We start from the raw sequence: 17,196 nt of genomic DNA on the forward strand, positions 1-17,196 counted from the left end.
GCAAGAGATGCGATGGATGTCTGATGATTTGTAGTCATAAATTTAAGTCCCCACTTGTTTCTAAGTGGGGACTAAATTAAGGCTTATAGGATGAATTCATAAGGTGTGTTCAGCGGACGCTTACGTTATGTTTTATATTAATATTTTTCTATTGGCGAGCGCTGCTGTGGATTTTATTCATCCGCATCAAGACTGGACTACACAGAATGACGGGAGTATTGATAGAAGCCCAAATTTAAACTGGCTGTGGGCGATAATTGTCTCCTTTTTTCTTTCCCCACTCAGCATTGTTTTCTATCATAAAAAAATTCAAAGAAATAAAGGTCTTGAAATAGCCTTTATTACTCTTTTTATTATTGTGACATTGATAATTTATATAAAATTTGAGCTACTCTGCTGTAATTAAATTGCATCTTTTATAAATATTTAGACATATTATCGCTAAATCACAATCTATACGTTGATAGGCCTTTTTAAATTTGAAAGCTATGCTGCTGTCTAAAATGTATAAGCATTTATAGACAGCAGCTATTCAGTTCACTTATGACACAGCTGCTGGAAAACTAATGACTTTTTCAAGCTTTAGCTGATTCATAGCCACCATTAGCAATCGATCAATACCTAAGGCTATACCTGCACACTCGCTCATATGCGGTAATGCAGCAAGCAAATATTCATCAATCGGCATCACATGCAACCCAAGTTTAGCGCGCTCTGCATTATCTGCCTCAAAACGACTTCGTAAAACATCCGCATCAATCAGTTCATCATAGGCATTCGCTAACTCTAAACCTTCGATATAGAGCTCAAATCGTGCTGCAACCAATTCACCATCTTCGTCCACACGGGTTTTCGCCAAAGAAGCCATTTCCGGTGGAAAATCTGTAAGGAACACTGGCGTATCAAAACCGAGACTCGGCTCTACATAATGCGAGAACAATAAATCGATATAGCCTAAACGGTCTTCACCCAGATCTAAGCTTAGCCCCACACGACGACAACAATCTTTCAGATCTTGTAAAGAAGCTTGTAACGGATTTAAATCCAAACGATCCATAAAGGCATGCTTATAGCTCAAAATAGTCGGACGAACTTCACCAAAGCGTTGTTTCAAAGTTTCATTCAATAGGTCAGTCACTTCGAACATCAAGTCTTTTAAGCTAAAACCCGGACGGTACCATTCCAACATTGTGAATTCACTGTTGTGTTTACGTCCATGCTCATCATCACGGAAAACTTTACAGATTTGGTAGATAGGCCCACTGCCACTTGCCAACAGACGCTTCATGGCAAATTCAGGTGAAGTTTGCAAATAATGCGTTTGCTTTTGACCATTCACATGACGCTGAGCTTGTACCGATGCTAAATGCACATCGGTGACACCCGCTTGTGAAAGCACAGGTGTTTCCACTTCAAGCACATCACGTGCAGCAAAAAACTGGCGAATTTGAGCATACATCGTGGCACGTGCACGAAGTGCAGTGAGTTCACAACTCGGTTGAAAGTTCATTTGACTCATGCTGCTGGGCCTCCATGTGCAGCCCATTCACGGCGTAAAGGATAGGTTTTACGTAAATAATCAAAGGCTTTTTGATCCACCTTGCCGTCTTTTAGGCAAGCACGTAAGTTGGCATCATCACGAGCGATATCATAAATATCTTTTAAATAACGCTGTAATACCGTCTTAAAGTCAGCACCCGTAAAATACTGCTCACAGACGGGCAACTGACTTTCAAAAGCTTTATTTATCGGTTGATTGAAAGTTTGACAAAATGCCTCATAGATCATCTGTGTGCCACGTGCTTTACCTTCCAAGCTGTAGCCTGCAATATGGGGTGTCACCACGTAAATTAAATCTAACAACGCTGCTGAAATCTCTGGCTCATGCTCAAAAACGTCTAAGACCACTTTACGCTGTGTCTGTTGAATATCGGCAATTAAGGCAGCTTCTTCGACCACTGGCCCACGCGCGGAATTAATCAAAATCGCTGAAGGCTTCATAGCGGCAAGTGCAGCAGCATTGATTAAATGATAGGTTGGATGTTCACCCTCTTTGGTCAGTGGCACATGAGTACTAATCGCATCTGCACTTTTTAACAGTTCTGCAAATTCAACTTGTTTCACCTGATCAGATTGCACAAATGGATCATAGCCAATGACATTCCAACCGAATAATTCTGCCATGACGGCTAAACGTGAACCAACATTACCTAAACCAACAATGCCCAAGGTAAATTTTTCATTTGCATTCAACAATTCAGGTTTAACATAAAGCAATGCCGTAATCACATATTCAGCAACCGCTTGTGCATTACAACCTGCGGCATTTGACCAAGCAATCCCCTGCTTTTCTAAAGCAGTAATATCTAAATGATCTGTTCCAATCGTAGCACTACCGACAAATTTGAGTGCGGTCTGTTGAATTAAGTCTGCATTTACCTGAGTCACCGATCGTACCAACAATGCATCGGCTTCTTTGACATCTGCATGGGTCAATGTTCGACCTGCCGCTTGCTTTATTTCACCAAATTCGGCAAAAAAATACTCAGTAAATGCCAGATTTTCATCTGCAACGATTTTCATAGTTCATCTCATAGTTCCACTATGAACATGATAACGCGTTGCTCAAGCCATGACTATTCTTCTGCACATAAGGCATAGCGCCTATACTCTATGAGCTAGATGATTGAAAATTATATTATCTGCAATAATCTGACTGCTGATCGTCAATTAAGGACAAGGCCGCCTGCCAAGCCGCTTGAATAATGGGCTCGGCCATCGGATTTTCAAACTGCTGCAACGTATGTTCACAAACCTTCGGACTTGGATAATGCAATGTAGCACTCGACAATGCTTTTACTTGAATTTGACAAGCTCGTTCTAAAAAGTAAATTTCATGAAATGCCCGTGCCACACTATCACCAGTCGCAAGCAAACCGTGATTACGTAAAATCATACAGCGATAATGCCTCATATCCTGTACCAATCTTTCACGCTCTTCAGTTGAAAAGGCTATGCCCTCATATTCATGATAAGCAATGTTCTGATAGAACTTTAACGCATGTTGTGAGATTGGCAATAATCCATGTTCCTGTGCAGAAACTGCCACGCCATCCGCAGTATGCGTATGAATCACGCAATTAATATTTGCACGCGCATGATGTAAGGCAGAATGAATCACAAAGCCTGCTACATTCACCATCTTCCCTGCATCATAGGTTTCAACAATTTTACCTTCATGATCAATTTTGACCAAATCCGAAGCCGTCATTTTGTCAAAGGTCACACCATAGCGATTAATCAGAAAATGATCTGGTTCATGACTTAAACGCAGGCTGATATGGGTATCAATTAAGTCGGTCATTTTATAATAAGCCACCAAGCGATACAGTGCCGCCAATTGACAACGCGCTTGCCATTCCAGTTCATGAATAAGCTCTGGTTTCTGCATGGATGAATTCCTTTTCTAAATCGATTGATCTTGTTTTCTGTTTATTGTGAATAATTAATAGCATGTCATATCCATGCTGTATATCAGCTTCGCCTGTCGAAAAAATAATTCAAAAATTTTAGGCAAAAAAAAAACCCCAATGTAAAACATTGGGGTTTTTTGAATATGGCGGAAGCGGTGAGATTCGAACTCACGGAGGACTCGCGCCCTCGTCGGTTTTCAAGACCGGTGCATTAAACCGCTCTGCCACGCTTCCATGGCCGCTATCATATAAATAAAAATTCAGATTGGCAAATTATTTTGCCTTATTTTGAACACTTGGCGAATCGTTCAGACAAAATTTAGGCGATTGTAAAATTTTGGCTTCGAGCTGAAAAATAGATGTTCAATCAATATGTATTGAATTGAGATCAAGACAAATTGCATTGCCTAAATTTACGCACATAAAAAAACCCTGATGTTAAAAACATCAGGGTTTTTGAATTTGGCGGAAGCGGTGAGATTCGAACTCACGGAGGACTCGCGCCCTCGTCGGTTTTCAAGACCGGTGCATTAAACCGCTCTGCCACGCTTCCATGGCCGCCATCATATAAATAAATTTCAGCAATGGCAAATTATTTTGTAAAAAACACGTCTAATTGAACAAATTAAGAGCAGATTGTTATTTTTCAGTACTTTCGCCCATTTCATAACGAATTGAATTGATATACCAACATTTTTTTCCCAGCGGGGTCAGCACTTCGACCTCATCATCCACTTGCTTGGACAGGAGTGCTCGAGCCATAGGTGAATCAATCGAGATATGCTGCGGATGATGATCATAAATTTCATCCCCCCCCACGATCCTTAACGTTTTTTGTTCGCCTTCATCATTTTCAATATCGACCCACGCCCCAAAATAGACTTTCCCTATTTGTTCGGGTGAATAATCGATAATACGAAGCTCTTCCAAACGTTTTCCCAAATAGCGTACACGTCGGTCAATTTTGCGTAACAATTGCTTATTATATTGATAATCCGCGTTTTCCGAACGGTCGCCAAGACTGGCCGCCCAGTTCACTTTTTTGGTAATTTCAGGTCGTTCTTCGTGCCATAAATGTTGAAGTTCAGCGACCAATAAATCGTGTCCACCACGGGTAATTAAGTTAGATTTCATGATGATTTTTCGGCCTTGAGCAAGCGCTGATTTTTACAAAACATGCCTATTTTATCCTCCATTTCTACACAGGCAAAGTATATAAAATTTATTCGTAAACAAAATCAATTATTTATGTTACATATTTTAATATTTTTTCGTACAAAATTTGACAAGTATTTTTTTGCTTATTATTATGCGCACATCTTTTAGGCTTGTTTAATTTTTATCCAGTGTAGATTTTCTACACATTTCCCGAAAACCCCTAGTCATTTTTGAATGACGTCATGACTGCCCAACCCTTATTGAATTTATCAAACTTGAAAAAGTCTGAGGCGTGTTTGCCTTTGCTTTTTAGGGCATAAATTACTTGTAGCGGAGACAACATGCACAGTAGTTCAACTTCTGGGTCGAGGCTTTGCCTTAACTCTTTTAACTCTCTCCCATTTAAAGCGCTTGCACTTAGTACTGTCTTAATTCCTTTTCACAGTATTAATGCCAGCAAAACAGCTCATCAATATGATGCTGTCGTCAACAGTAATAAACTCACTGTTGTTGCCGTTGCCAATCCTGACATTGTTTTTCAGGATGGTAAACATCGACATGGTTTTGGTTACGACCTTGCACGTAACTATGCAGAAAGTTTAAATGTCCAATTAGATTTTAAAACAGTGAATGACAATGCCACTGCTTTAAAAATGGTTGCCAAAGGTCAAGCCAATTTTGCTATGACCACTGCCGAAATGAGTACCATTGAAGCCAAGCATTTGACGTCATTTTCAGCCAGTTGTGGTGATACCGTTTCTTTGAAAAAGAATGGTTTAAACAGCAACTTAAACTGGGTATTTAAAAATGCAGACGATCCACTCAGCCAAACCGCGAGTGGCTTTATTTGCCGTGCCAAACAAAATGGCGCAATTGGACAGTTGGCATCATTCTACAACCGTAATGTGGTCAAACAAGATTCTTGGAATGTGATTCAACGTGATTTAAGTAAACGTATGCCGATCTATAAGGCAAGTTTTAAAAACACGGCCAAGCAATACGACCTAGACTGGCATTTATTGGCAGCAATTGGTTATCAAGAGTCTTACCTCAAACCTGACTCGGTATCCCCAACGGGTGTTCGTGGCATTATGATGCTGACCAACAGTACAGCAAAAGCCATGGGTGTGAGCAACCGTACAGATGCGACTCAAAGCATTCAAGGTGGTGCAAAGTACTATGACCAAATGTTAAACCGTTATAGCAACATTCCCTACCCAGATCGTAATTGGTATGCCTTAGTGGCGTATAACATGGGTCCTGGTGCTGTAAGTCAGATTCAAAAGCGCATCCAAGCTCAGGGTAAAAACCCGAATAAGTGGGTGAACTTATATGCTTATCTTGACCGTAACAAAGCCAGCAATGGTCGTTATCGTCAAGCCGTGCAATATGTCACGCGTATTCGTGCTTATTTGGAACATATTAAAACCACACCACAACTGGTGAATATCTAATATGCGTCCATCTAAAATTTACATGTGAGCGCACAAAAAAAAAGCTTACCTTCGGGTAAGCTTTTTTCGTTTTGGACTTAAGCAGTTTGCTCAAGCACTTTTTTGAATAAATCTTTTTGCTCAGTACTTGGTTTTGCAGTTTGCAATGCCATCAATTGTGACATATCACCTTGTACTTTAATTTTGCCCGTCATAAACGCTTGCATCGCTGCAGCCATATCAAACTCAAGGAATACTTTACGTAAAGTTTCAGCATCCATGTTCAACGTTGTTTTCGCGTTTGAAGATAAACCTTTTTTAATTGCACCACCGTCTAATGACAATTCAGTATTGCCTGCAGCGTCAGCAACCACAAGGTTAATTGCAAGATTAGCCAATGCAGGTGGTAAGTTTAAATCACCAGCTTGAGCTGTCAGAGTTTCTACAGTTGAAAACCAATCATCAGTTAAAAAAGCAGGCATGATCTTTCCTCAATTTATTTTGTTCGTGTGTGTTGCCGTTCCGGACAACATCAGTGCAAGCATATTTTGCTTGAGGCTTGTTATAGCATGATCATTTGCGAAAAGGCTAAAGTTTTTTGTACGCACCGTTCAATATTTAACTGTTTAACAACAAAATGAGAAAAATCATAAGCATAAAAAAGGCATTCCGTAGAATGCCTTTTGCGTGATGAAGTTTTCGGCTTAATCTGCCATAAACCCTAAGTTAACCATATTAATGCGTTTGCTTTCAGGCTCACCTTCTTCAGTTGAACAACTTTCGCTATTTTTGAAGTCAAATTCGCGTTGTTCATCCAAGGCTTCAAAGTCGAATAACTCACGGTCAGCCAGTTGTGAAGGCGATACATTTTGCAATGCACCAAAAATACTGTGTAAACGTTTTGGAAATTCTTTATCCCAAGTACGCAGCATGTCATTTAACATTGCACGCTGTAAGTTTTCCTGAGAACCACACAAATTACATGGGATAATTGGGAACTTACGCATTTCTGCATATTTGATGATGTCTTTTTCTTCCACATAAGCCAGTGGACGAATCAAAATGTTCTTTTTGTCAGAAGACAATAATTTCGGTGGCATGGCTTTTAAGCTGCCGCCATGGAACAAGTTCAAGAAGAACGTCGCCAAAATATCATCACGATGATGACCTAAAGCCACTTTCGTCGCCCCAATTTCTTGAGCAAAGCCGTATAACGAACCACGACGTAAACGTGAGCATACTGCACAATACGTTTTACCTTCTGGGGTTAAACGTTTGGTAATACTGTAGGTATCTTTTTCTAAGATGTAATATGGAATTTTGTTTTCTTCTAAATAACGTGGCAATACGTCTTCAGGGAAACCCGGTTGTTTTTGGTCAAGGTTGACCGCAACCACATCAAAATTAATCGGTGCGATACGCTTAAACTGCAACAAAATGTCGAGCAAGGTATAACTGTCTTTACCGCCTGAAATACAGACCATCACCTTGTCGCCCTCTTCGATCATTTTAAAATCACGAATGGCATGACCGACCTGACGGCGTAGCTTTTTCAATAAACGATAATACGCAGAGCTAGTTGGTAGTTCTGGTTTGAAATTAAATCCTTGTTCGGACTCAACTGGCGAGAACATAGACGAGTTAAACCTAAAAAAAAATACCGCGCAATTTTATCCGATTCGCAGACTTCTCGCATCAAAAGAATGTAATTTCCGAAAAAAGTAGAAATACTGTCATGATCACGTAATCTTCAGTGCATTATTTTATACGGTCGAGTTCATTTTTTAGCCCAAATGCTTATCTTTTGGACTTTTCCACAGTTGTCCACAAAAGCTGTGGATAACTTTGTGGATTTTAAATGACTTGACAAGGTGAGCTGCCCTTATTTTAAGGCTTCTATTTAAATTGATCATTTTTTGATCAATTTATTATCCCTTACTTATCAATACTTTAGATGTGTCAAGTTATGCTCATTAAAAAAAAATAAATATTTTTTTTGATTATTGAATCATCAAAATGACTTGATTTTTACAAAGTAAAGAAGAAATCAGCCCTCGAAGCCTTTTCATCTGATTTTTTTTTGATAAACTCTATTTTAACTGTTTGGGGACAGAATTTTTTTCTTCACAATAAAATGAAAAACAATACTTGGACTTTGGGGCTGTTATTAAGTGGAAGTGTGGCTACCAGTTTAGCTGCACCGAGCATTTTTGCCGGCCAAACGATCTATCAATTACGTGAAAGTAACGGCACAACGCTACTAACCAATAAACAAGGCCGCTATAGCAATCTGAAAGTCGAGAAAAAAACCTACTATCCGGACAGTAATATCCATAGTTATAGTAACTGGGGCTCAAATGAAGCGTCTGTGTTGCCAAGCTATAGCCGTAATAAAAATGCCTTTGACAATATTATTAAACAAGCCGCGGCCCAACATGGTGTTTCCGAAGGTCTGATCAAAGCGGTGATGCATACCGAATCTGGTTTTAACACCAATGCACGCTCACCAGTCGGTGCGCAAGGATTAATGCAACTCATGCCTGCCACAGCACGTCGCTTCAATGTATCGAATGCCTACGATCCTCATCAGAACATTATGGCTGGTGCGCGCTATTTATCTTGGCTACTGAAACGTTTTAATGGCAACACCTCACTTGCCTTAGCTGGTTATAACGCAGGTGAAGGCAATGTCGCAAAATATGGTGGCATCCCACCTTTTCGTGAAACTCAAGACTATGTCCGCCGTGTCACTAGCCGCTACAGCAACCTATATGCTGGTAGTTTAAGTGTCTCGGGTTCGAGCAGTTCAAATAGCACTTCTAATAGTGGTCGGATTATTGCCAGTTCGGACAATTATCATGCTGCTGCCCCTGCTGTTGCCAAGTCACCGGCACGTCAAATTATTCAAACGGACAATGGTAGTTTTACCGATGCACCTTCAGGTTCATTTGCGACAGCAAATGCTTCTGCCTCAGCGCGCATTTATCTCAATGAATAAAATCACTGATTTTGTAAAATTGCATCTGTTTTACTAATTTTTCCTTGAAATTTTAAGACTTTCACCTCATATTGAGTTTAATGATTTTTATTTGTAAATCAGATCATTTTTCTATAATAAGAGGATTTACCCAATGATGCGGATTGGTTTGTTCTTGCTGACCAACCTCGCGGTACTGGTTGTAGCTGGCATAATCTTGTCACTCTTCGGTGTCGGTAGTTACCACGGTGCAGGCGGCTTAAACTTAGGCAACTTGCTCGTTATCTGTTTTGTGTTCGGTATGGTGGGTTCGATGATCTCACTATTCATGTCAAAATGGATGGCGAAAAAAACCACGGGTACAGAGCTGATTGACCCTAATGCACCACGTAGCCAAGCTGAAGCATGGTTACTCAACGAAGTTGCGCAACTAGCACAACGTTCTGGTATCAAAATGCCAGAAGTGGGTATTTTCCCATCGTACCAGTCAAATGCCTTTGCAACAGGCTGGAACAAAAATGATGCTTTAGTGGCGGTTTCTACCGGTCTACTGGAGCGTATGAACAAAGATGAACTCCGTGCCGTACTCGCTCACGAAATTGGTCACGTAGCCAATGGTGACATGGTGACCCTTGCTTTGGTGCAAGGTGTAGTCAACGCCTTTGTCATGTTCTTTGCACGTGTAGCAGGTGACTTTATCGACCGTAATGTCTTCGGTCGTGAAGATGGTGAAGCACCGGGTATCGCATACTTCGTCATTACGATTGTATTAGATATTGTCTTTGGTATCGCAGCGTCTGCCATTGTGATGTGGTTCTCTCGCTACCGTGAATACCGTGCCGATGAAGCTGGTGCGCGTCTAGCAGGTAAACAAGCGATGATTTCTGCCCTATTACGTTTACAAGCAGAATCTGAAATGCCAGATCAAATGCCAAAAGAAATGAAAGCCTTTGCTATTTCTGCGGGTCAAGAACAAGGGTTCAGCTTAGCTGCATTGTTCCAAACACACCCAACGATTGAACAACGTGTTGCGGCTTTACAACAATTAGATTGCCCATAATTCAGCATCTGATGTAAGTCGTAAAAAAGCCTCCCTATGGAGGCTTTTTTATTGGGTCTAATTTTTCTCAGAGCGTTTACCGTTTTATCAATCACTTTTCAGTTGAATAGCCTTTCATTGATCGCGCTCAAGCAACAGTGCATTTCTCTCTACAATACCCCATTGGCCTTTAACCATTGCCAAAGCAATGAACCGCCCATGTAAATTGCAAAGATAAACACCAATAAGAAAATCATCCCGAGTATATCTGGGATATGGATCCATAACCATGCAATCACAGGGTTGCGCCAAAAAGCCGATTGCTGTTGTTTCTCTTCTAATTTTTCATGTAAAAACGGATGTACCACATGTTGGTCTGTACTGATTTGATATTCTTCGCGAATATGCGTGTGTACGACATCTAAAGCTTTACGGCTCGGTCGAATAAACACATCGAAGATCGTCCCTGCAACAGGAATAAACCCCACGACAGCATCCATAACCGCGAGTTTCATCACACCATTTAATTTGGCTTGTGGTACGCCAATCTGTTTGGCTTTATAGACGGCATAGCAGGTCAAGACGAATCCTGCGATATCACCAGCGACCGGAATGGTACTCAACGCTGCATCTGCACCTACCCCTTGTCGGGTAAATGGAATTCGAACCACCGAGTCCATCATATTGGCAAACTTTGCGAGATCGCGTTCAAGACGAATGACTTCTTGCTTTGACATTTTTTGTTTTAATGGTTCAGTCATGTTTTATCCAATAAAACCGTGTAAATCACTGAGATTAAAACATATTAGAAGTCTTCAATCTGTAGCAAAATGCTAATCTCTATAAATTAAGCAATTGCGATGCAATCATCAAATACACCACCACGCCGGTCGCATCACAAATCGAGGTTACCAATGGTGCAGATGCACTTGCAGGATCGAGCTTTAACTTGTTGAGTATAAAGGGCAAACTCATCCCAATTAAACAACCGAGCAATACGATGCCCATCATACTTAAAGCCAAGACTAAAGCGACGGTTGCATCACCACGGTAGTAGCCTAAAATCGATACAGCAATGGCCATGGTTCCGCCGAGGCAAAGTGCGACGAGCGTCTCCCGTCCCAACAAATAAAACCAATCTCGAATTTTTACATCCCCTGTGGCAAGCGCTCGCACCATTAAAGTCGCAGACTGTGAACCTGCATTGCCTCCACTTCCGACCAGTAAGGGTAAGAAAAAAACCAAGACGATATGTGCGGCAATAATATCTTCATAATACGAAATACCTAAACCGGACAATAAGCTGCCAAAGACCAATATTACCAACCAGAACACCCGCTTTTGATACAACTTTAAAATCGGTGCTTTCTTTATGCTCATACCTGGTTCGGTACTCACCGCACTGGCTTTTAAAAAGTCTTCAGTGGTTTCAGCCTGTACCACATCCATCGCATCATCATAGGTGACAATCCCCATCAAACGCTGAGCATGATCCACAATCGGCAAGGCCATAAAATCATATTCAGCCAATTTTCGAGCAATACTCTCTTGGTCTTCATCTATCCAGCCGGTCACCACATCTTTGGTCATCACCTGTTGAATCCGTGCATCACGATCGGCCTGCAAAATTTGCCGCAGTGAAATCACCCCTTCTAATTGAGACTGATCATTGGTGACATAAATTAAATATAGGGTTTCACGGTCATGCGGTTCATGGCGCAAGGCCTCTATGGCTTGTTGCATGGTAAAGTCAGCAGGCATACTGACATAGTCTGAGCTCATGATTGCGCCTGCAGACTCTTCTGCATATGCAGATAACGCCTTTAGATGCTCTTGGGTATCTTGATCAAGTTGTTGATAAATCCGATCTTGTTCTGCATCAGTTAAACTTTTATATAAATCCGTTGCATCATCAGAATGCATATCATCAAATAGTTCAATTTGTAGACGCAGTGGATAACGTGAAATCAGCTGTCGCTGTAACTCAAAAGGGAAAAACTCAAAAACCAAGCCTTGATGGTCTAAACCTGAAAGTAACTCGATTTGATCTTCGATTGGAAATTGCTGAATTAAACGGGCCTGATCAGCGTAGTTCAGGGGCTGTAAAGCTTGTACTGCCGCTTCATAATTTTGTTGTTGCAGCAAAGCGGAAATTTCACGCTGTCTTTGTATTAAATCCGCCATTCAACTCACTCTTATTTTAATCTTTCTATGTTGAGCACATATTGAAGGATAAAAGGAAGAGTTTCAAATCTCTTCAATATGTTCTCGGTGAATGTTGTTTACGAAAATTCTCTGTGAACATTCCCTGCCGAAAGTTTGGCGACATAAAAAAGCACCGCGATGTACTCAAGCTTTCACGGTAGCTTTTAGTGGAGCTATACGCTGTGCGTGAATTATTTCTAAGTTTCAGACACTGGCTTGATTTTAAAAATAGATCGGACCATCACATACATAAACGGAATAAAAATCAGCACCAAGACCGTACCGAATATTACCCCACCGAGTACGCTTACCCCAATCTCTTGACGACTGGCTGCACCAGCGCCAAAAGCAAGAACTAAAGGAACCACCCCCGCACCAAATGCTAAAGAAGTCATCAAAATAGGACGTAAACGTAGTGCTGCACCTTCCATTGCAGCATCGATCACATGTTTGCCTTTTTCTTGTGCCATCGCTGCAAACTCTACAATCAAGATCGCATTTTTACAGGACAGACCAATGGTCGTCAGCAAAGCAATTTGGAAATAGATGTCATTTGGAAAACCGGTCATGTAGCTAAACAGGATATTACCGCCTATCCCGAGTGGAATCGCACTCATGACTGCGGTTGGAATGCTCCAACTTTCATATAGGGCGGCAAGACAGAGGAAAATAAATCCAATTGAGACCAAATATAGCCAAATCGCTTGATGACTTGATTTTTGCTCTTCAAAGGATAAACCACTCCATGCCACGTCCACACCAGGTACCTGATCGACTAAGGCTTTCACATCCTGCATGGCTTGACCACTTGAGACATTTTTGGCTGTATCTGCTTCCATTTGTAATGCGGTGTATCCCATAAAGCGATTGACAACTTCTGGGCCGCCACTCCAGCCAATGGTTGAAAAATTACTAAATGGAATCATTTCATTTTGATCATTTCGCACATGCCAATAGGCTAAATCTTCTGGTTTAGAACGGAATTCGGCATCTGCCTGCATCATGACGCGCTTAATACGTCCACGGTCGATGAAATCATTGATATAGCTGCCGCCCCATGCACTACTCATGGTGCTATTAATCGCATTTTGAGTTAAACCCATGGCCATCGCTTGTTTTTGATTAATATCAACTTTTAGTTCAGCTTTATCTGGGTTAGAGCGTTTGTCTAAATTTTCGAAACTACTGTATTGTGCGGATTTCTCTTGCAAGCTTTTAAATTGCGCATCGAGATAAGCACGTCCTTCGCCATTCATATCTCTCAGCCAAAACTCCAGACCATCGGTTTGCCCAAGACCACTGACTGAAGACGGCATGCTGACATTAATTTGTGCATTGTTGAACTTTTTAAAATGTTTCATAGCACGCTCACGAATCGCTTGCGCTGAATTGTGTTTTCCTGAACGTTCATCCCAATGCTTCAGTGCAATAAATCCTTGCCCTAAGTTTTGACCCGTACCAGAAAAATTTCGTCCATAACGAATCATTACCAAATCAACATTTTGCTTTTCTTCAGTCAAAAAGTACTGCCGAATTTGTTCACCGACCTCACGACTTTTAGACATCGGTGCACCTTCTTGTAATTTAAGTTGCACACTCAAAATGCCTTGGTCTTCACTTGGAATAAAACTGGTCGGCAACGCACGATAAAATAAAGCAAATACCGTAATGAGCCCCGCAAACAACACCACCGTCCATAAGCGATAACGAACCGTGGCTTGTGTAAGTGTCAAATATTTGGTTTTTAAAATCTCTAATTTGGCATTAAACCAAATTGCCCAGCGCTGTGGCTTCGGATTGGGTTTTAAAATTAAGGCACATAATGCGGGCGTTAAAATTAGCGCAACCATCAATGACAAGCCCATTGCAGCCACGAGTGTGATGGAAAATTGTCTATAGATCACACCCGTTGAACCACCAAAGAACGCCATAGGAATGAAGACAGCAGTTAATACCAAAGTAATCCCGATTAATGCCCCGCTAATTTCATGCATCGACTCTATGGCCGCTTGCTTTGCCGTTAATTGTTGTTCATGCATTAAACGTTCGACATTTTCCACCACCACAATCGCATCATCGACCAACAGACCGATGGCCAGTACCAATGCAAACAATGTGAGCGTGTTAATGGTCATGCCCAAAGCATATAAAATCGCTAAAGTCCCAAGAATCACCACAGGCACGGTAATCGCAGGAATCAGCGTTGCACGCCAATTTTGTAAGAAGATAAACATCACCAAAACCACCAGTAAAACGGCTTCAAATAATGTTTTCACCACTTCTTTAATGGATTCCCGTACAAATGGCGTGTTATCCCGAGGATAAACAATTTTATAACCGCTAGGTAATTGCTTCGCTAACTGTTCAATTTCTTGCTTAATTAAGGCAGAGGTTTCAAGTGCATTTGCCCCAGATGCCAATGAGATCCCCATCCCTGAAGATGGATAACCATTAATGGTATTCACCCCTGAATAATTTTCCGCACCCAATTCAACACGTGCAACATCTTTTAAATAGACAAAACTGCCGTCTCGTGCAGATTTGACAATAATATTTTCAAATTCTTCAACTGACTTTAAACGTGAACCTGAAGTGACTTTTGCATTGAGATATTGATCCGATAAACTCGGCAATTCACCTACGGCGCCGGCGGCCACCTGCGTATTTTGTGATTCAACAGCCGCACGGATATCACTGGGCATAAGGCTATATTGCTTTAACTTGAGTGGGTTGAGCCAAATGCGCATGGCAAATTGCGAACCAAAAACATCGACTTCACCGATGCCCTCAATTCGAGCAATGTCCTGTTCTAGATGCGTCATCATATAGTCACCAAGTTCGATATTCGAACTCTTGCCAGTCTCATCATAGAGGCCAATAACCATATGGGTATCACCCAAAGATTTATAGACATTTACCCCTTGGCGCTGCACATCTTCAGGCAGCCGATTGATTACCCCATTTATGGCATTTTGTACTTGTACTTGAGCGGTATCTGGGTCGGTACCATTTTCAAAACTGATGCTGATCCGGCTTCGACCTGAAGAGTCGCTGCTTGAACTAAAATATAAAAGATGATCAATTCCTTTAATTTGTTGCTCAAGTACTTGTGTGACACTTTCCTCAACTGTTTCTGCTGACGCACCGCTATAACTTGCGCTGACCGTAATTCGTGGTGGTGCAATATCTGGATAGCGCTCTACCGGTAAATTGAGGACAGCAAATAGCCCGAGCGCCATGACGATGATCGCCAAGACACCTGCAAAAATCGGTCGATAAATAAAAAACTTAGACAGCATCAGTCCATGTCACTTTTCAATTGAAGAAATAAAAAATGTAGATTGAATTTTTTCAAAAAATCTTATTGATAATCAATCACAATGAGCTTGATTACAAGCCTAGACTACATAAAAACCTTGCTTCAAGCGAAATATGTAGAAAATATGGAGAGCCTCCACTTCAGCTATTTTAGTAAATTTATGTGACAATACCGCCTCTGTCATGAAGCCTTAGCCACTGCCCTGCAATGTATGCCTGCAACATCATTCATTTATATAAAAAGATGCAGAGGCAGCCATGAAAAAACAATTAACAAAGCAGTTGAATATAGCGATAACAAGTAAAGTGAAATCCTCATGGGGCGTGTCTTCACTGCTCCTTTTTAGCGTTTTCGGTTTATCTGCATGTAATTCGGATGACGATAAAACCCATGTCACCAAGCCCCCTATTTTGCCTGATACAGATTTTGTCATTGTTGGGCATCGCGGTGCCAGTGCTTTGCGACCCGAGCATACCCTTGCCGCATATCAAAAAGCGATAGATGATGGTGCGGATTTTATCGAACCCGATTTAGTACCAACCAAGGATGGCTATTTGGTTGCGCGCCATGAAAGTGAAATTTCAGGGACAACCAATATCAGTACGCTGTCACAATTTGCGGATCGAAAAACCACCAAAAAAATCGATGGTATTGACTATACAGGATGGTTTACAGAAGACTTTAATTTGAATGAACTGACTCAAAATGTAAAAGCACGTGAGCGTATTGCACAATATCGTCCTAATAACACTCAGTATAATGATCAGTACAGCATCCCGACGCTCGAACAAATTATTGAACTTGCCGACGCTCACTATAAAAAAACTGGGAAAATTGTTGGTTTATATATTGAAACCAAGCATCCAACTTTTTTTCAACAGCAAAATCTAGCCATGGAAGATCGCTTACTCACAACGCTTGCCAAATACAGTTATACACGTGATATCGCACCTGTATATTTACAGTCCTTTGAAACCACCAATCTTAAATACTTACGTGATCAACTCACGCAAAAGAAAACCCTCAAACATGGCAAAATTATTCAATTATTAGATAGTCCAACTGCCATACCGGGTGACTTACAGCAACAAAGCTCACCTCAAAATTATGCAAGTTTAGCCACTGCAGAAGGCCTAAAATCAGTGGCAAAATATGCAGATGGTGTAGGCCCAAGTAAAACGTATATCTTTTCAAACACTGAATTTAAACAAACCAGTTTTGTCAAAGATGCCCATGCTGCTGGTTTGAAAGTCCATCCTTATACACTCAGACCTGAAAATGGTTTTTTACCTGACTATTTAAAATGTAACTCAGTGGCGACCGAACGTTGTGATACGGGTGCAGCTAAAGAATTTGAAAACTTCTATAAAGCTGGTGTAGATGGTGTATTTGCCGATGATCCAGGACTGGCACGTAAAACCTTAACGCAACTGCAAAAGCCCTAATTTTCCTAAAATGAAAAAAGACGCCGAGGCGTCTTTTTTATTGTTCAACGGAAATCTTAAAGCGGGTTTGCCAAATATTCTGCGGCTGACTGCGTTGCCACTGGCTGAGCTGTCGGAGCTGTCGGAGCTGTCGGAGCCGTCGGAGCT

The 17,196-nt window shown here is 41.2% G+C and carries 13 protein-coding genes and 2 tRNA genes; 4 read left to right on the forward strand and 11 right to left on the reverse strand.

Annotation, left to right across the window (positions count from 1 at the left end):
• Positions 1–541: 541 nt before the first annotated feature.
• From epmA to greB, 6 genes are all read right to left on the reverse strand, one after another.
• Positions 542–1,510: an EF-P lysine aminoacylase EpmA gene (gene epmA, locus FTU83_RS11085; protein ID WP_372491095.1), complete on the reverse strand. Its 969-nt coding sequence runs from the start codon at positions 1,508–1,510 to the stop codon at positions 542–544.
• A gap of 5 nt (positions 1,511–1,515) precedes the next feature.
• Entirely contained in the window at positions 1,516–2,583 is a 1,068-nt protein-coding gene (locus FTU83_RS11090) for a 4-phosphoerythronate dehydrogenase (protein WP_180106643.1), read from the reverse strand.
• Positions 2,584–2,698: 115 nt separating this feature from the next.
• Positions 2,699–3,451: a class II aldolase/adducin family protein gene (locus tag FTU83_RS11095; protein WP_180039592.1), complete on the reverse strand. Its 753-nt coding sequence runs from the start codon at positions 3,449–3,451 to the stop codon at positions 2,699–2,701.
• 166 nt (positions 3,452–3,617) lie between these two features.
• Positions 3,618–3,707: transfer RNA gene (locus tag FTU83_RS11100), tRNA-Ser, on the reverse strand.
• Between the two features lie 229 nt (positions 3,708–3,936).
• Positions 3,937–4,026 (reverse strand) — tRNA-Ser (locus FTU83_RS11105).
• An 86-nt stretch (positions 4,027–4,112) separates the two neighbouring features.
• A complete protein-coding gene (greB, locus tag FTU83_RS11110; protein ID WP_180106641.1) occupies positions 4,113–4,607 on the reverse strand; it encodes a transcription elongation factor GreB in 495 nt (164 codons plus the stop codon).
• Between the two features lie 365 nt (positions 4,608–4,972).
• Here greB and FTU83_RS11115 point away from each other — a divergent pair, with 365 nt between their 5' ends.
• Positions 4,973–6,085, forward strand: coding sequence for a transglycosylase SLT domain-containing protein (locus FTU83_RS11115; protein WP_180003373.1), 1,113 nt, complete (start codon positions 4,973–4,975; stop codon positions 6,083–6,085).
• Positions 6,086–6,162: 77 nt separating this feature from the next.
• On the opposite strand, the gene FTU83_RS11120 is transcribed toward FTU83_RS11115, so the two are convergent.
• Complete coding sequence (locus FTU83_RS11120) at positions 6,163–6,546, reverse strand: SCP2 sterol-binding domain-containing protein (protein ID WP_078190434.1); 384 nt, start codon at positions 6,544–6,546, stop codon at positions 6,163–6,165.
• A gap of 222 nt (positions 6,547–6,768) precedes the next feature.
• Entirely contained in the window at positions 6,769–7,698 is a 930-nt protein-coding gene (ttcA, locus tag FTU83_RS11125; protein ID WP_078190435.1) for a tRNA 2-thiocytidine(32) synthetase TtcA, read from the reverse strand.
• A gap of 500 nt (positions 7,699–8,198) precedes the next feature.
• Between ttcA and FTU83_RS11130 the strand changes: the two genes are divergently transcribed.
• Entirely contained in the window at positions 8,199–9,062 is an 864-nt protein-coding gene (locus FTU83_RS11130) for a lytic transglycosylase domain-containing protein (RefSeq protein WP_180106638.1), read from the forward strand.
• Between the two features lie 133 nt (positions 9,063–9,195).
• Positions 9,196–10,101, forward strand: a complete 906-nt coding sequence (htpX, locus tag FTU83_RS11135) for a protease HtpX (RefSeq protein ID WP_078190437.1) — start codon at positions 9,196–9,198, stop codon at positions 10,099–10,101.
• Between the two features lie 149 nt (positions 10,102–10,250).
• Here the strand turns inward: htpX and FTU83_RS11140 are convergent, their stop codons facing one another.
• From FTU83_RS11140 to FTU83_RS11150, 3 genes are all read right to left on the reverse strand, one after another.
• Positions 10,251–10,841, reverse strand: a complete 591-nt coding sequence (locus FTU83_RS11140) for a DUF4112 domain-containing protein (protein WP_180026673.1) — start codon at positions 10,839–10,841, stop codon at positions 10,251–10,253.
• Between the two features lie 79 nt (positions 10,842–10,920).
• Positions 10,921–12,264, reverse strand: a complete 1,344-nt coding sequence (gene mgtE / locus FTU83_RS11145) for a magnesium transporter (protein WP_180106636.1) — start codon at positions 12,262–12,264, stop codon at positions 10,921–10,923.
• Between the two features lie 218 nt (positions 12,265–12,482).
• Positions 12,483–15,584 (reverse strand): multidrug efflux RND transporter permease subunit, encoded by a 3,102-nt coding sequence (locus tag FTU83_RS11150; RefSeq protein ID WP_180106634.1) that lies wholly within the window; start codon positions 15,582–15,584, stop codon positions 12,483–12,485.
• Between the two features lie 277 nt (positions 15,585–15,861).
• Between FTU83_RS11150 and FTU83_RS11155 the strand changes: the two genes are divergently transcribed.
• On the forward strand, positions 15,862–17,049 hold the full coding sequence (locus FTU83_RS11155; protein WP_180106632.1) for a glycerophosphodiester phosphodiesterase family protein: 1,188 nt from the start codon (positions 15,862–15,864) through the stop codon (positions 17,047–17,049).
• Positions 17,050–17,196 lie beyond the last annotated feature (147 nt).

It is taken from the genome of Acinetobacter sp. YH12152, assembly GCF_013418285.1.
Lineage (GTDB): Bacteria > Pseudomonadota > Gammaproteobacteria > Pseudomonadales > Moraxellaceae > Acinetobacter > Acinetobacter amyesii.

Excerpts from the sequence above, each read along its gene's own strand:
- epmA (WP_372491095.1), bottom strand. The coding sequence starts at position 1,510 with ATGAACTTTCAACCGAGTTGTGAACTCACTGCACTTCGTGCACGTGCC.
- FTU83_RS11090 (WP_180106643.1), bottom strand. The coding sequence starts at position 2,583 with ATGAAAATCGTTGCAGATGAAAATCTGGCATTTACTGAGTATTTTTTT.
- FTU83_RS11095 (WP_180039592.1), bottom strand. The coding sequence starts at position 3,451 with ATGCAGAAACCAGAGCTTATTCATGAACTGGAATGGCAAGCGCGTTGT.
- greB (WP_180106641.1), bottom strand. The coding sequence starts at position 4,607 with ATGAAATCTAACTTAATTACCCGTGGTGGACACGATTTATTGGTCGCT.
- FTU83_RS11115 (WP_180003373.1), top strand. The coding sequence starts at position 4,973 with ATGCACAGTAGTTCAACTTCTGGGTCGAGGCTTTGCCTTAACTCTTTT.
- FTU83_RS11120 (WP_078190434.1), bottom strand. The coding sequence starts at position 6,546 with ATGCCTGCTTTTTTAACTGATGATTGGTTTTCAACTGTAGAAACTCTG.
- ttcA (WP_078190435.1), bottom strand. The coding sequence starts at position 7,698 with ATGTTCTCGCCAGTTGAGTCCGAACAAGGATTTAATTTCAAACCAGAA.
- FTU83_RS11130 (WP_180106638.1), top strand. The coding sequence starts at position 8,199 with ATGAAAAACAATACTTGGACTTTGGGGCTGTTATTAAGTGGAAGTGTG.
- htpX (WP_078190437.1), top strand. The coding sequence starts at position 9,196 with ATGATGCGGATTGGTTTGTTCTTGCTGACCAACCTCGCGGTACTGGTT.
- FTU83_RS11140 (WP_180026673.1), bottom strand. The coding sequence starts at position 10,841 with ATGACTGAACCATTAAAACAAAAAATGTCAAAGCAAGAAGTCATTCGT.
- mgtE (WP_180106636.1), bottom strand. The coding sequence starts at position 12,264 with ATGGCGGATTTAATACAAAGACAGCGTGAAATTTCCGCTTTGCTGCAA.
- FTU83_RS11150 (WP_180106634.1), bottom strand. The coding sequence starts at position 15,584 with ATGCTGTCTAAGTTTTTTATTTATCGACCGATTTTTGCAGGTGTCTTG.
- FTU83_RS11155 (WP_180106632.1), top strand. The coding sequence starts at position 15,862 with ATGAAAAAACAATTAACAAAGCAGTTGAATATAGCGATAACAAGTAAA.